The sequence below is a fragment of the Segatella bryantii genome (assembly GCF_022024215.1).
Taxonomy (GTDB): domain Bacteria; phylum Bacteroidota; class Bacteroidia; order Bacteroidales; family Bacteroidaceae; genus Prevotella; species Prevotella bryantii.
This window is the reverse complement of sequence record NZ_CP091798.1, coordinates 1076243-1091075: the sequence shown is the minus strand read 5'-3', so window position 1 is coordinate 1091075 and position 14833 is coordinate 1076243. Positions and strand designations below refer to the sequence as shown.

The window sequence follows — 14833 nt, the reverse complement described above, 5'->3', positions numbered from 1 at the left end:
CTAACAATTCTAATTTGAATTAGAATCTATATCCTAATGTCACCAACAACTGATTACGCTTGTTGCTGACTGATGTTGGAGCTACATCGTTTTTACCCTCTTCTCCTCTATCATTGAGACTATAGTTCATAAATGGATAAAAATCACCATTCGTCTGACTATATTGATAGGCCATATCTAAGTACAACTTATCAAACGTAAAACCAACACCTGCTGTAATGCGATTAGTTGATTTCCAATTGGTATAATCGGTTGAGGTTGCGTAGGCTACACCTTGAGAGTATAGAGTCTGATCTCTGAAACCATCACTTTCAAATTTAGGTGATACATAGTTGTAACCCAAACGAAGAGCTATTGTCGAAATGGGTTTATATTCAAAACCCAACTTCAATGTATGTACACCTTTTAACACCATATCTGTATTACGATTCATGACCTCATCACTTACAGATGTTGATGAATAAATGTCATAATAGTAATCATAGTAGCCGCCATAATCGATACGATTATCCATTGAACTGTAATCTGAGTATTCGTACGTAAAGCCTAAAGCCAGATATCGTCCTACGGTGTGCCCTAAACTTAATCCAAATTTCCAAGGTGTATTCATTTTATAGTCCAATCGAACATCACTTCCTCTCTTAATCCCATCTGAACCTATCTCACCTCCTTCGACATCACTTGAAGCCGCAAGAGATAAATTATAGAATGTAGGAGTATTAATATAAACACCAAATCGGAACGGAGAGGTCTCAATAGGACGGAAAATAGCACCCACTTTCATATCAAAGCCTGTACCTGTAATACGTAAACTTTCCCATGCCTGACCATACGTGTTATTCTCTAATGTTTCCGCATAGACTGAATTAGATGTATAATGCACATCATGAATACCTACAGAAAAACCTAAGAAAACACGATCATGGATGTTTCCACTAATATTGAAATCATAAGTACCAATGTATCCTTTCTGATATTGACCAAAACGAAATTCTTGACCATTAGAATAATCAATATGGCGATCATCACCATCATAATACTCATAAAGACCCTCCACATACTGACCTTTACTGTTATTAGCACCACCATAAGCAGCATCAATGGCTGTCGTGTTCCTATCTTCGAGAATTTTTCCATTAAACTTATTAGATGTAAGTTTATTCTGAGAAGCATTATCCAACAGACCTGCAGCACTCAAAATTTGGTCAAAATTCTTACTTTTATGAAAATTGAAAGACAAATTCAAGAAAGAATTAGCTCCTGATCGCCGAGCTAAGACAAAACCAGCTTGATCAAAACTTGCATTTGTTTTATTGCCATTAAAACTAAATCCTACTCCATTAGCAAAAGGATCCAAAGAAGTCTTTGCGCCAGACTGGCCTACCATACCAGCAGAAATAGCAATCTGGCTACTCTTAAATAATCCAATACCTGCAGGGTTACTACTTATTGTAGAAATATCTGCACCCAGCGCTTCCATCGCACCACCCATCGCAACATATCTTGCCGTACCATTCAGATCATTAGCAATCATTTTTTCATTGCTATAGGTGTCCTGTGCTGCAGCAGGAATTGTCACTAGTCCCAAAGCAGCTATGTAAATATATTTTTTTTTCATAATTCCATATCATTCAAATTTCAAAACCAATAATCACCAAAATGTTGTAATACGTCATCCTTTAGCGATGGCCACCGCCAAGGTGACCACCACCGCCACCAGAGCGACTAGAGCCTCCGCCTGAATAGCCACCACCACTACTACGAGAGACGCCGCCACCGAAGCTTGATCCTCCAAAATTAGAACCACCAAAAGAACGGTTATTATAAGAACCACTACTATAAGTAGAAGTATTATTATTAATTACTTGGCGATTGTTTGATGAATTGTAACCTCTATTACGTCCTGCTCCACCCCATGAACGACCAGGCAACACTCCTGTTCGAGCTGTGAAGCGAGCTTGACGCTTACTATAGCGAGATACATAAATACCACGATAAGGCCAATAATAAGGACCTACATAGCCGTAATACCACGGATCATACCAGCCATAAAAACCATAGTAATAGCCAGGATACCAACCATAATAATATGGATCATACCAAGAATCAAACCATGGACTATACCAGCTGCTATACCAACCGTATCTCCAAGAAGGGCCATATCCCCAATAAGGACCGTAACCATAACGATAACGATAATACCAAGGATCATAGAATCCATCCCAACGACGCATGTATTCTGTATTGTCAAAATCTTCCTTCTGACTATAATACTGATACAATTTTCCTGCAAAAGTTGTATCAACGTACATAGAATCTGGATAAATACCTTTACCCATGGTCATTTGAATGATATCGTTACCTAAACTGTCTGAACCTATCTGCTGATAATGACTCCAAAATTTTCCATTTCTGTTATACTCATCAACATCACGGTCAGAACCACTATAGTATGCTGGTTCAGCCTCTTCATAAGAGCTCACAACCTTACCCTTTGTAGGTGTAAAGTAAAGGTCGTCGTCCTGTGCCATTGATGACAATGGCATAACTCCAGCAAGGACTGATAGAAGAATTATTCTTTTCATCTAATGCAACTTAATGATTCATATTTTATTATCAAAAATATTTCTATTTTCTTTGCAAAAATAGGGAAAAACCCTAAACGATGATAGGTTTTTCCCTATTTTTTATATCTTTGCATTGAATTTTAACTATTTGAACAATGAAATACCAAGTTGCGACTTTTCAAATCGAATGCGAAGACTCTTTAATGGAAACAGCTCAAGACTTACTAGCCGATGCTGCTGCCGAAGCTGGGTTCGAATCTTTTGAACCAACCGAATTAGGTCTGAAAGCTTACGCCCAAAAGAATTTACTCGACAAAGAGAAACTTGATGAGAACATCGAAAATTTCGATTTGCCTGGAGTCAAAATCACTTATAATATAGCGGATGTAGAAGATCAGAACTACAATCAGGTTTGGGAGGATCAAGGTTTTGATCCCATCATAGTCGATGACGACATCATTATTTATGATGCAAAGCATGCTGAGACATTCCACCCAGAACAGAGCAAAGACCATATAGAAATTGGCATCGATGCCGTACAAGCTTTTGGCACCGGAACTCATCAAACTACTCGTATGATTGTTTCGGCTCTACTCCATATGGGAGTACACGACAAGCGTATCCTTGATTGCGGATGTGGAACAGGCATTCTTGGACTAACTGCAAGTAAATTGGGGGCTAAGGATATCGTCGGTTATGATATAGATGAATGGAGTGTCGAAAATGCAAAACATAATGCAGAAATCAACGGCGTAGAAAACATGGAAATATATCATGGTGATGCAAATGTACTTAATCACATCAGTGGTATTTTCGATATTGTTCTTGCAAACATCAACCGTAACATCTTGCTGAATGATATGGCAAAATTCAAGAGTGTTATGGCTGCTAACGGAACATTAATACTAAGTGGTTTCTACGAAGAAGATGTGCCATTACTCCTTGATAAAGCTAAAGAGTTAGGGTTACATGAGAAATCTCGTAGCATTGATGAAAAATGGACTTGCCTTAGTCTTGAGGCATAAATATAAAATTCTTTATAAAGAAATAGAGTACGGTCTAGTAATCGTCGTACTCTATTTCTTTTTATTTTAATCTCTTTTTCAATACAAGTTTCGGTATTTTCAAAACCTGACCTTCTTTTATCGAACCTGCATCATTCAGTGCTTCCACATAGCACTCCATACCAGGACCTAAATTACTTCTACTTATACTAGAAAGAGTTTGTCCTCTTCTTACCGTAACTGTCTTTTCTACTCCTACAATCGCATAAGCACCAGTACGAATACGCGGATCACTGTCGTATTTCGTAGTAGTCTGCGGTGTAGCCTTCCGGCTATCAACAGACTGACTTACCCGTTTCTTTGAAATTGAATCTTTTTTATCTTCATGTATAGCGACTTCTTTCTGCAACTCCTTTTGAGTAGCCTTTTCTGCCAAAGCTACAGCCTTAGCAGTCTGCTGCATTCGAACACTATCCTCTTTTGCCTTTTGAAGAACAGCTGTAGATGCTGCATCAATAGTATCCGGTTTAGCAACAGTTTTTTTCGCAGAAGCTTGAGTAATATGCTGAATATTCTGCAAAGCTATAGATTTACCATATTGATATGCAAAAAAGCATGCAGATCCTAACAAAAGAAAGACACTGCAAACCCAAAGGATGAGTTTTCTCTTTGGCATACGAATAGACTCATCTTCATCATTGTCATCCATATCAGTAGCCAGCAGTTGCTGATCTTGCTCTTCTTCTTTCTTATCAGAATGTTTAGGAATATCTACTTTAACATTCAATTTATCTGAAGAAATTTCAAGAACATTTTCGTCCTCAGAATTTACTTCTAAACTTTCTACAGGAACAGTATCTTTCTGATTTTGCTCAATTTGACTAGAATCAACTGTAATCTCATCTGACTCAGATAACATAACAGATTGATCATCTGTTGCTGAGGCAGAATACGACATTGAAGGTTCTTCTGCAAGATCATTTTCTTGTTCAAAATTTTCTTTCTCCTGAGAGTCGATAAGAGCAACCTCTATACCGGAAAATTTATGATCTTCGTCAGCCTGTGTTCCCGTTTCTCGCTCATTTTGCGTATGGAGTTGTTGTCTGAAAGCAAGTATCCCTTCTCCATCTGAATTAGCAATAGATACGGCTGATTGCTCTGCTGATTCTGTGCTTTCATCCTCTACTTCTGGCTCAATTTCCATCACCTTAGTTACAGGTTTGACTACACGTTTTTCTTTTCGGAATGCTAATATACCACCATCACCAATTTTTTGATGATCAGTTTCAGAATCCGAATATTTTTCGTCTATAGCATCAAAATCAACCCCATCATTCAGCTCGACAGTTTCAAACTGTGCAAAAGGCTTGTTTACAATATCCTTTACAATAGCATCAGGAGTAAAACTTATTTTATCACGACCTTCAATAATTATACGCTCACCGGTATTAACATCGACACTTTCGCGATCTTTCACAGATAAAACCTTAAAGGTTCCAAACCCTTTAATTTTTACTTGCTTATCCTCCTGTAAACCCTCATTGACAGTATCAAACATTAGGTGCACAAATTGCTCTGCATCATCTACAGAGAGTTTATGCGTATTCACCAGAACCTTGGCCAGCTCGTTAACACCTATTTTACTCATCAAGACCTCCCTCCTCATCTTCAAAAGATGCATTTTTGAGTTGTTCCTTAATAGACTGAACAGGCTTAAAACCCAGAACTAACTTTGGTGGTACCAACATGCGCTTCTTGGTAGCAGGATTAACAACAATTCGCTCCAATCGCTTCTTCACTTCAAATGTTCCAAATGACGGAATAGAAACAATATCAGTTTCCGCAAAATGGTCGGTCATTTCATCAATAACCGTTCTTACCAACTTTTGCGTATCACGCTGATTATACCCACTCCGTTGGGCCAGTTCTGTTATGAATTCCTTATTGTTCAATGTCGATAATATTTAATAATTTATTTTGCTTTACTAGAAACTACAGTTCCAGTAAGATCAAACTCACTACTATCCACAATCTTCACCTGATAAAAACTACCTACACGCAGTTGACGTTCATTGACAGGAATAAGAACCTCTGGATCGACTTCAGGACTACTAAACTCAGTACGACCAATATAATAGTCACCTTCTTTTCTATCGATAATCACTTTCAATACTTTGCCAACTTTTTCCGCTTCTATTTCTGTAGAAATCTGCTCTTGAATTGCCATCAATTCATCAAGTCTATGTTGCTTCACATCATCAGGTACATCATCCTCATAATGTTCAGCACTATAGGTACCTTCTTCTTCAGAATAAGCAAAAGCACCCATACGCTCAAAACGAGCCCATTTTACAAACTCTTGCAATTCTTGATAATCTTCTTCTGTTTCACCAGGAAAACCTACCAATAGCGTTGTACGTATTGTTATACCTGGAACGCGCTCACGAATAGCCTTTATCAGGTCTATTGTTTCTTGCTTCGTAACATGACGATGCATACGTGAAAGAACATTATCACTAATATGTTGAAGCGCTATATCAAGATATTTGCAAACATTATCACGTTCACGAATCACATCAAGCAGATCCATAGGGAACTGATTTGGATAAGCATAATGCAAACGAATCCATTTGACACCTGGAATATCAGCCATTTTAGAAATCAACTCAGTAATGTGATGCTTACCATCAATATCAATTCCATAATAAGTCAATTCCTGAGCAATCACCTGAAACTCTTTAACACCTTGCTCAACCAAATTCTTGACTTCATCCAAAATTTCCTGCATAGGACGGCTCACATGCTTTCCTGTCATAATAGGAATAGCACAATATGCACAATGGCGATCACAACCTTCTGCAATCTTCAGATATGCATAATGATGAGGAGTTGTCAGATGACGCTTACCATCACAAGTTATGATATCTGATTTACCTAAATCCTGAAGCAGTAATTTATAATTAAACTTGCCATAAAACTTATCTACCTCTGGCAATTCAGCTTCCAATTCTTTCTGATAACGCTGTGACAGGCAACCCATAACAAATAGTTTCTTAAGTTTACCTTCATTTTTGCGCTCCACAAATTCTAGTATCGTATTAATGCTTTCCTCCTTGGCTGTCTCGATAAAACCACAAGTATTAATCACTGCGATCTCGCCCTGAGGATTCTTACTATCAGCTACACATTTATAGCCATTGGTTTCAAACAGTTTCATCAAAGTTTCACTGTCTACCAAATTTTTAGAGCATCCTAATGATACTACATCTATTTGATTCTTTTTCATAATGTTGTTACCTTCAAAAATTTTTGCTACTGAATAACTACAAACTCATCAAAAAGTAACAGAAATTCAAGAAGAATGTATACTTAATCCTTTTTAAACAATGAATCTACAAATTCTGTCTTATTGAAAAGTTGCATATCTTCCATACCTTCGCCAAGACCTATATATTTCACTGGAACTTTAAGTTGATCGCTGATACCAATAACAACACCACCCTTTGCAGTACCATCAAGTTTAGTAATAGCTAAACTGGTAATTTCAGTTACTTTAGAGAATTGCTTAGCTTGCTCAAAAGCATTTTGTCCCGTACTTCCATCAAGTACAAGCATAATTTCATCTGGAGCATCAGGAAGTACTTTTTTCATAACTTCCTTAACTTTTTTCAACTCATTCATTAGACCGATTTTGTTATGCAAACGTCCTGCTGTATCGATTAATACGACATCAGCTCCATTTGCCTTGGCACTCTGAAGAGTGTCAAATGCGACAGAAGCAGGATCAGAGCCTTGCTGCTGCTTAATTACAGGCACACCAACTCGCTCTCCCCAAATACATATTTGCTCTACAGCAGCAGCTCTAAAAGTATCTGCGGCACCGAGATAAACCTTCTTGCCTGCATTTTTAAACTGGTAAGCCAATTTTCCTATAGTTGTAGTTTTACCTACACCATTAACACCAACTACCAGAATAACATAAGGTTTATGGTCAGAAGGAAGATCCCAATTCGAATTATCATCAGAATTATTTTCAGCAAGCAGAGATGCGATTTCCTCACGAAGAATTTGGTTTAATTCTGAAGTCGAAACATACTTATCACGCTCAACACGTTTCTCAATGCGCTCGATAATTTTCACAGTGGTTTCAACACCCACATCAGAAGTAATCAGAATCTCTTCAAGATCATCCAATACATCATCATCTACTTTTGACTTACCTGCTACAACACGAGCAAGTTTACCAAAAACACTCTCTTTGGTCTTTTCAAGACCTTTATCAAGAGTCTCTTTCTTTTTCTTATTAAATAATCCGAATAAGCCCATAATTATATAATTTAATGCAAAGATAATAAAAAAAAGAGACATGACAGTTGACTGCCATGCAAAAAACTTACAAAACAACAAAAAAAGTCGCATTCTCTTTAAGAGAACACGACTTTCGGTATGATAATTAAATAAATTGCTTATTTAAAAAAGTCCTTAACATCCTCGTTACGAACCATCTGCTCATCAAATACATAAGCACCGGTCTTAGGACTCTTTACCATCTTGATAACCTTTGAATAAGCGCGACCATCCGTAGAACCTTCATGGAGGGTAGCGACCGCTTTCTTTGCCATATCTTAGATATATTTAAAAGATTTATTACTTAATCTCCTTGTGAAGAGTCATCTTCTTGAGGATAGGATTGTACTTCATGAGCTCAAGACGCTCAGGAGTATTTTTACGGTTCTTAGTCGTTACATAACGGCTTGTACCTGGCATACCAGAGTTCTTCATCTCAGTACACTCAAGGATAACCTGTACTCTATTACCTTTAGCTTTCTTTGCCATGATTATTATTCTCCTATAACTTTAATGTCCTTCCAATCGCAATAACCTTTAGCTACAGCGTTCTGAAGAGCAGCGTCAAGACCTACTTTATTAATAAGACGAAGACCAGCTGCGCTAATCTTCAAGCTAATCCAGCAGCCTTCTTCTACATAGTAGAATTTCTTGCTGAAGAGGTTAACGTCAAAGCTTCTCTTTGTACGGTGCTTTGAGTGAGACACATTGCAACCTAACTGTGCCTTCTTACCTGTAATTTGACAAATCTTAGACATTTCTATCTTTAATTTTCTAATTCGTTAATTGATACTTATTCCAAACAGAATGCAAAATTACAATCTTTTTCCGATTAAACAAAATAATCCTTAAAAGAATGTACACTTTTAAGGATTTTTTTGATTTTAAAGAGGCATTTTCTATTAAATCACTGATTATCTGATAATAATTTAGTCTTTACTTTTTCAGTCCATTACCAGACAATCGATAGATTTTTATAAGTTCAAATCCTGCTCTTTCAAGAATTCAAGCATCAACTGAAGTGCCTGATTGGTAGCAACCGCCAAATTGATATCGCGACCAAAATCTTCAGTCAGCTGAAATGTACGAATATCATCTTTACTTCCATAAGCAATCCAAATCGTACCAACAGGGATTTCTTTTGTACCACCAGCCGGACCTGCAATACCAGTTGAAGATATAGCAAAATCTACATTCAAAGCCTTAATTACACCCAAAACCATTTGCTTGGCCACTTCCTCACAAACAGCAGTTTGCTCTTCTATTACTTCATGACTAACCCCAAGGAGATTTTCTTTTACTTCATTAGTATAAGAAATAATACCACCCTTGAAGAAATCAGAAGCACCTGGAGTCGCTATAATTGCTTCTGCAATTCTACCCCCAGTACAACTTTCAGCAGTTGCTAAAGTCTTACCTTGTCCGTAGATTAAATCCTGAATACGCTTACTTAATATTTTGCTTTTAAATTCCATATTTTACTTTAATGTTACTTTAGAGAAAGCAGGTTTGTCGATACTACAGAAGTCCTTATCTTTATACTTAAAAGTGCCAACACATGCTATCATCGCTGCATTATCTGTTGTATAACTAAATTTTGGAATATATATTGTCCAACCATACCTTGCTGCATAATCATGGAATGCATTTCGAAGCCCAGTATTAGCAGAAACACCACCTGCAACACCTACATGCTTAATACCCGTCTGCTTAACTGCCAACTTCAACTTTTTCATTAGGATATCAACGATGGTATATTCTAAACTAGCAGCAAGATCCTCTTTATGATGTTCTACAAAATCAGGATCATCTTGAACCCATTTTTGCAAACTATACAGAAAAGAGGTTTTCAAGCCAGAGAAGCTATAATTAAGTTCCGGAATATGAGGCTCTGAGAATGTGAATGCTTTAGGATTACCCTTACGCGCCAATTTATCAATAATTGGACCACCAGGATAACCGAGCCCCATAACCTTAGAACATTTATCTATAGCTTCACCTGCAGCATCATCGATGGTTTGACCAAGTATCTCCATATCGTTATAGGCATTAACCTTAACAATTTGAGAATTACCACCGGAAACTAAAAGACACAAGAAAGGGAATGGAGGCATACTATTATCATCCTCACTAGACTTTATAAAATGTGCCATTACATGTCCCTGAAGATGATTTACATCTATCAACGGTATCTCGAGCGAACGTGCAAACCCTTTAGCAAAACTTACACCCACAAGCAAAGAGCCCATCAAACCAGGACCACGGGTAAAAGCTACACCACTAAGTTGTTCTTTAGTAATACCAGCTCGCTTTAATGCCTGATCAACAACAGGTACAACATTTTGCTGATGAGCGCGCGATGCTAATTCTGGCACTACTCCACCATAAGCACGATGTACTTCCTGAGAAGCTGTTATATTACTAAGAAGTACACCATTTTTCATAACAGCTGCAGAAGTATCATCGCAACTACTTTCCAATCCTAATATATATATATCTTGATTACCTTCCATAATTTATTCTGCAAGAATCTCCACACCATTCTCTGTCATCAGGAGTGTATGTTCCCATTGAGCAGATGGCTTTTCATCACCTGTGATAATTTCCCATCCGTATGGATCATCAGCATCGAGATACACTTTCCATGTTCCCATATTAATCATAGGTTCTATGGTAAAGGTCATACCAGGTACAAGCAGCATACCCTCACCTCTATGACCAAAATGACATACTTCTGGTTCCTCATGCATAGCCAAACCTACACCATGCCCACAAAGATCACGTACCACACCATAATGATGTTTTTCTGCATATTTTTGAATAGCATGACCTATATCTCCCACAAAACCATAAGGCTTAGCAGCAGCCATACCAATTTCAAGACATTCCTTAGTAACACGTACTAATTCTTCCTTTTCTGGAGTAGTTTTACCACCGATAATAAACATACGACTGGCATCACCATAGAAGCCATCTTTATCAATCGTAATATCAACATTTACAATATCACCTGGCTCAAGTACATCCTCCTCTTTAGGAATACCATGACATACAACTTCATTGATACTTGTACAAACAGCTTTAGGGAAACCCTCATAGTTTAAGCAAGTTGGATTACAGTTATTGTCCTTACAGAATTTAACCACGATATCATCAATATCCTGTGTATTTTTGCACTCAGCTATCTTAGCTGCAACAGCATCAAGGCACTGCGTGGTAAGCTTACCTGCCATACGAATGCCTTCAATCTGTTCTGCAGTTCTAATCATATCACGAGTTGGAACCAGCTTACCTTTATTTTCCCAGTACATCACCTTTTTATCAAGTTCCGTAGGCTCTTGACCTGGAAGGCAATGCCATCTTTTCTTTTTTCCAAACATTATATTATCGTTTTAATTTAACATGCAAAGTTAACATAAACCAATATACCAACCAAATATATTCGTTTATAAATTGTTAATCACACGTATTATCAATTACTCCTTCAAATAATCATATATCTTTTCAGTCCAATCTTCACCATTTTTCGGGCAATAAGTAAAAATTCCCATTTCGCTTGCTGCAGCCACATTACGAGGCCCATCATCTAAAAACAGTGTTTCTGATGGTATAATCTTTTCTGTTCGAAGAACATGCATAAAAAAGACATCTGATGGCTTCATCATTTTGCATTCATAACTACGATACATAGCATCGAAGTAATCTGAAATAGAACCACCGTTCCCATCAAAATCAGTTTCAGCCCATTGCTGCATGAAGGCATTTGTATTAGATAGCAAAATGAGACGATACCCCTCTGCCTTAAGTTTCTTAAGCATATCTAGATTACGCTGTGGCACCTCTAAACGATAGCCTAACCATGCCCACTGACATTCTTCCCACGTTAAGGACTTACCTACTTCCTTGCTTAATATTTGCCTGAACTCCTCATCAGTGATCTTACCTTCTTCAAGATCACCGATATATCCACTCTGGGTATAAGAATTCAACATACGATTCGCATTTTTTAAGCCCAATGCCGTAAAACGCTTTACAGCTTCTTCTGGGTCTATCGGCATCACCACACCACCTAGATCAAATAAAATATTTTTTATCATAACCTCGTTATTCTGTACGATTCTATTTTTCTCCAAATAAATCTAACTTATTTTTGCGTGCATCATCAAGAGATACTAACTTCTCTTGCTCTACAAAATAACCTTCACGCAACTTCTCATACTGTTCATCTAATTGTTTATGATAATTAACTTTCTCACTATCATTCAATAATTTACTTGCAATAATTGGATTTTGAGAAGCATCTTTCATCCAAATAACAGGCCCTCCATAAACAGGAGCTATCTTTAAAGCTACATGAAGTTCACTGGTAGTAGCACCACCTATCATAATCGGAATTTCCAACCCTGCATCACGCATAGCCCTGGCCACATTAACCATTTCTTCAAGAGAAGGGGTAATCAAGCCACTAAGTCCAACGAGATCAACCTTTTCTTCGATAGCTTTCTTAACGATTTGTTCTGGCGGTACCATGACACCCATATCGATAACTTCATAATTATTACACCCCATTACAACAGCTACAATATTTTTTCCAATATCATGAACATCACCTTTAACTGTAGCTAGAATTATTTTACCAGCAGAAGTCTGCCCCTGTGACTTTTCTGCTTCTATAGCTGGTTGAAGTATAGATACAGCTTGTTTCATTGTACGAGCTGTTTTAACAACTTGGGGAAGAAACATTTTACCTTCACCAAAGAGTTCGCCGACCTTATTCATACCTGCCATTAGTGGACCTTCTATAATATTCACAGCATGCGGATATAGACTAAGCGCCTCTTTCAAATCTTCTTCCAGATAATCTCCTATACCTTTACGAAGTGCATAAGCCAATCTGTCGCTAAGCGATTCTTTTCGCCAAGCATCCTCTTTCTTCTGGACTACAGGAGCATTTCCATTCTTTGCAGCTTCCTTGGCAGCATCCATTTGGGCTTTAATCTTATCTGCCAATTCTATTAAATCCTCCGCAGCACCTTTTCTACGATTTAGCACTACATCTTCTATAACCTTTAAGTGTTCCTGAGGAATATCTTCGTAAGTTATTCTCGTAGAAGGATTTACAATTCCAAAATCCATACCCTGACGAATAGCATGATAAAGGAATACAGCATGCATTGCTTCACGAATATAATTGATACCACGAAAAGAAAAGCTCAAATTACTTACACCACCACTTATATGTGCACCTGGCAAATTTTTCTTTATCCATCCTGTGGCATTAATAAAATCTAAGGCATAATTATCATGCTCCTCCATACCAGTTGCAATGGAGAGCACGTTAGGGTCAAATATGATATCCAATGGATTCATACCTACCTTTTCTGTTAATAATTTATAAGCTCGCTCTGCTATTTCTATACGACGCTCATACGAAGTCGCTTGTCCTTTTTCATCAAAGCACATGACTACAACAGCTGCTCCATACCGTTTTATATCTCGTGCATGAGAAAGAAATTCCTCCTCTCCATTTTTCAAAGAAATAGAGTTAACTATGCTTTTACCCTGCACACACTTCAAACCAGCTAGAATAACATCCCATTTGCTGGAATCAATCATTACAGGAACTTTAGCAATTTCTGGTTCAGAAGCAATGAGATTTAAAAATTTCACCATTTCTTCTTTGGCATCAAGCAGAGCATCATCCATATTAACATCGATGACAAGAGCACCATCTTCTACTTGTTTACGTGCTATTGATGTGGCTTCTTCGTAATTTTTCTCTTTGATAAGTCTAAGAAATTTACGACTGCCAGCCACATTACAACGTTCACCCACATTAACAAACTGAACTTCCGGAGTAACATTCAAGAGTTCCAGACCTGATAACCACATGGTCCTTGGTGCGGCTACTGGCATGTGAGGTTTTTTATCTTGTACAAATGGCTGATAAGCCTCAATAAACTTTTCTGTAGTACCACAACAACCACCAATAATATTCACCAATCCTTCAGAGACCATCTCACCCATTTTCGGAGCCATACTTTCAGCACTTTCATCATAGAGCCCCATCGCATTTGGTAAACCTGCATTTGGATGACATGAAATATAATAAGGTGCTTTAGCAGCCAATTCTTGAATAAACGGTTTCATCTGATCGGCTCCAAAACCACAATTCAGTCCAACAGAAAATATGGGATAGTTATCAATACTGGCAAGGAATGCATCAAGCGTTTGTCCACTAAGCGTTCGACCTGCTAAATCACTCACAGTAGCACTTACCATTATCGGCAAAGAAACATTATAGCGTTGCATGGTCTGCACACAAGCATCAATAGCAACTTTAGCATTGAGAGAATCAAATATGGTTTCAACCAATAAGGCATCGACTCCACCATCTATCAAGCCTTCTATCTGTTCACTGTAGGCTTCAAACAATTGATCATAGGTAATTTCACGTGCAGAAGGATCACTTACATCAGGACTCATAGAACACGTCTTGTTGGTCGGACCTATATCACCACACACAAAACGCGGTTTATCTTCTGTACTAAAAGCATCGGCACATTTTCTTGCAATTTGAGCTCCACGTAAAGCCATTTCACGACCATATTTCTCCAAGCTGTAGTCAGCTTGAGAAATACACTGAGAAGAAAAAGTATTTGTAGATATTAAATCTGCACCTGCTTCTAAATAGCGATTATGAATATCTGCAATTACATCAGGACATGTCAAGTTAAGCATATCGTTGTTACCTTTCATCTGTCCTTTTATATCTTGGAAAAGGTGTCCTCTGAAATCTTCTTCAGTTAAGTGATAATTCTGAATCATGGTACCCATAGCGCCATCAAGCACTAACACCCTTTCCTTAACAACATCCTCTAATCGCTTCATCTTTATATTGTTAACCTATTGTAT

15 protein-coding genes are annotated in these 14833 nt (G+C 37.7%); 1 reads left to right on the top strand and 14 read right to left on the bottom strand.

Translation table 11 applies throughout. The features are described 5' to 3' along the window. Positions 1-19: 19 nt before the first annotated feature. Both L6471_RS08595 and L6471_RS08590 read right to left on the bottom strand, forming a co-directional pair. Positions 20-1618 carry an OmpP1/FadL family transporter gene (locus L6471_RS08595; RefSeq protein WP_237797692.1) on the bottom strand — a complete coding sequence of 533 codons (1599 nt, stop codon included), beginning with the start codon at positions 1616-1618 and terminating at the stop codon, positions 20-22. Positions 1619-1679: 61 nt separating this feature from the next. After that, a complete protein-coding gene (locus tag L6471_RS08590; RefSeq protein WP_039870755.1) occupies positions 1680-2585 on the bottom strand; it encodes a hypothetical protein in 906 nt (301 codons plus the stop codon). Positions 2586-2722: 137 nt separating this feature from the next. Between L6471_RS08590 and prmA the strand changes: the two genes are divergently transcribed. Further along, positions 2723-3592 carry a 50S ribosomal protein L11 methyltransferase gene (gene prmA, locus L6471_RS08585; RefSeq protein ID WP_237797691.1) on the top strand — a complete coding sequence of 290 codons (870 nt, stop codon included), beginning with the start codon at positions 2723-2725 and terminating at the stop codon, positions 3590-3592. A 61-nt stretch (positions 3593-3653) separates the two neighbouring features. Here the strand turns inward: prmA and L6471_RS08580 are convergent, their stop codons facing one another. From L6471_RS08580 to metH, 12 genes are all read right to left on the bottom strand, one after another. Next, complete coding sequence (locus tag L6471_RS08580) at positions 3654-5219, bottom strand: HU family DNA-binding protein (RefSeq protein ID WP_237797690.1); 1566 nt, start codon at positions 5217-5219, stop codon at positions 3654-3656. Beyond that, positions 5212-5523, bottom strand: coding sequence for an HU family DNA-binding protein (locus L6471_RS08575; protein WP_027453526.1), 312 nt, complete (start codon positions 5521-5523; stop codon positions 5212-5214). The genes L6471_RS08580 and L6471_RS08575 overlap by 8 nt, the downstream gene beginning before the upstream one ends. 20 nt (positions 5524-5543) lie before the next feature. Next, positions 5544-6857 (bottom strand): 30S ribosomal protein S12 methylthiotransferase RimO, encoded by a 1314-nt coding sequence (gene rimO / locus L6471_RS08570; protein ID WP_006282861.1) that lies wholly within the window; start codon positions 6855-6857, stop codon positions 5544-5546. 83 nt (positions 6858-6940) lie between these two features. Next, on the bottom strand, positions 6941-7897 hold the full coding sequence (ftsY, locus tag L6471_RS08565) for a signal recognition particle-docking protein FtsY (protein ID WP_006282862.1): 957 nt from the start codon (positions 7895-7897) through the stop codon (positions 6941-6943). A 140-nt stretch (positions 7898-8037) separates the two neighbouring features. Next, on the bottom strand, positions 8038-8193 hold the full coding sequence (locus L6471_RS08560) for a DUF4295 domain-containing protein (protein ID WP_006282863.1): 156 nt from the start codon (positions 8191-8193) through the stop codon (positions 8038-8040). A gap of 25 nt (positions 8194-8218) precedes the next feature. Next, positions 8219-8407, bottom strand: a complete 189-nt coding sequence (rpmG, locus tag L6471_RS08555; RefSeq protein ID WP_006282864.1) for a 50S ribosomal protein L33 — start codon at positions 8405-8407, stop codon at positions 8219-8221. 5 nt (positions 8408-8412) lie between these two features. Beyond that, entirely contained in the window at positions 8413-8676 is a 264-nt protein-coding gene (gene rpmB / locus L6471_RS08550; RefSeq protein WP_006282865.1) for a 50S ribosomal protein L28, read from the bottom strand. Positions 8677-8892: 216 nt separating this feature from the next. Further along, on the bottom strand, positions 8893-9393 hold the full coding sequence (locus L6471_RS08545) for a CinA family protein (protein ID WP_006282866.1): 501 nt from the start codon (positions 9391-9393) through the stop codon (positions 8893-8895). A gap of 3 nt (positions 9394-9396) precedes the next feature. Next, the gene (tsaD, locus tag L6471_RS08540; protein ID WP_006282867.1) at positions 9397-10431 is read right to left on the bottom strand and encodes a tRNA (adenosine(37)-N6)-threonylcarbamoyltransferase complex transferase subunit TsaD; all 1035 of its coding nucleotides are present in this window, start codon (positions 10429-10431) and stop codon (positions 9397-9399) included. A 3-nt stretch (positions 10432-10434) separates the two neighbouring features. After that, entirely contained in the window at positions 10435-11298 is an 864-nt protein-coding gene (gene map / locus L6471_RS08535; protein WP_006282868.1) for a type I methionyl aminopeptidase, read from the bottom strand. Between the two features lie 96 nt (positions 11299-11394). Beyond that, positions 11395-12015, bottom strand: coding sequence for an HAD family hydrolase (locus L6471_RS08530; protein WP_237797689.1), 621 nt, complete (start codon positions 12013-12015; stop codon positions 11395-11397). A 22-nt stretch (positions 12016-12037) separates the two neighbouring features. Continuing rightward, positions 12038-14809: a methionine synthase gene (gene metH / locus L6471_RS08525; protein ID WP_051214653.1), complete on the bottom strand. Its 2772-nt coding sequence runs from the start codon at positions 14807-14809 to the stop codon at positions 12038-12040. Positions 14810-14833 lie beyond the last annotated feature (24 nt).

Coding starts and splice junctions, on each gene's coding strand:
- L6471_RS08595 (WP_237797692.1), bottom strand. CDS start 1,618: ATGAAAAAAAAATATATTTACATAGCTGCTTTGGGACTAGTGACAATT.
- L6471_RS08590 (WP_039870755.1), bottom strand. CDS start 2,585: ATGAAAAGAATAATTCTTCTATCAGTCCTTGCTGGAGTTATGCCATTG.
- prmA (WP_237797691.1), top strand. CDS start 2,723: ATGAAATACCAAGTTGCGACTTTTCAAATCGAATGCGAAGACTCTTTA.
- L6471_RS08580 (WP_237797690.1), bottom strand. CDS start 5,219: ATGAGTAAAATAGGTGTTAACGAGCTGGCCAAGGTTCTGGTGAATACG.
- rimO (WP_006282861.1), bottom strand. CDS start 6,857: ATGAAAAAGAATCAAATAGATGTAGTATCATTAGGATGCTCTAAAAAT.
- ftsY (WP_006282862.1), bottom strand. CDS start 7,897: ATGGGCTTATTCGGATTATTTAATAAGAAAAAGAAAGAGACTCTTGAT.
- L6471_RS08560 (WP_006282863.1), bottom strand. CDS start 8,193: ATGGCAAAGAAAGCGGTCGCTACCCTCCATGAAGGTTCTACGGATGGT.
- rpmG (WP_006282864.1), bottom strand. CDS start 8,407: ATGGCAAAGAAAGCTAAAGGTAATAGAGTACAGGTTATCCTTGAGTGT.
- rpmB (WP_006282865.1), bottom strand. CDS start 8,676: ATGTCTAAGATTTGTCAAATTACAGGTAAGAAGGCACAGTTAGGTTGC.
- L6471_RS08545 (WP_006282866.1), bottom strand. CDS start 9,393: ATGGAATTTAAAAGCAAAATATTAAGTAAGCGTATTCAGGATTTAATC.
- tsaD (WP_006282867.1), bottom strand. CDS start 10,431: ATGGAAGGTAATCAAGATATATATATATTAGGATTGGAAAGTAGTTGC.
- map (WP_006282868.1), bottom strand. CDS start 11,298: ATGTTTGGAAAAAAGAAAAGATGGCATTGCCTTCCAGGTCAAGAGCCT.
- L6471_RS08530 (WP_237797689.1), bottom strand. CDS start 12,015: ATGATAAAAAATATTTTATTTGATCTAGGTGGTGTGGTGATGCCGATA.
- metH (WP_051214653.1), bottom strand. CDS start 14,809: ATGAAGCGATTAGAGGATGTTGTTAAGGAAAGGGTGTTAGTGCTTGAT.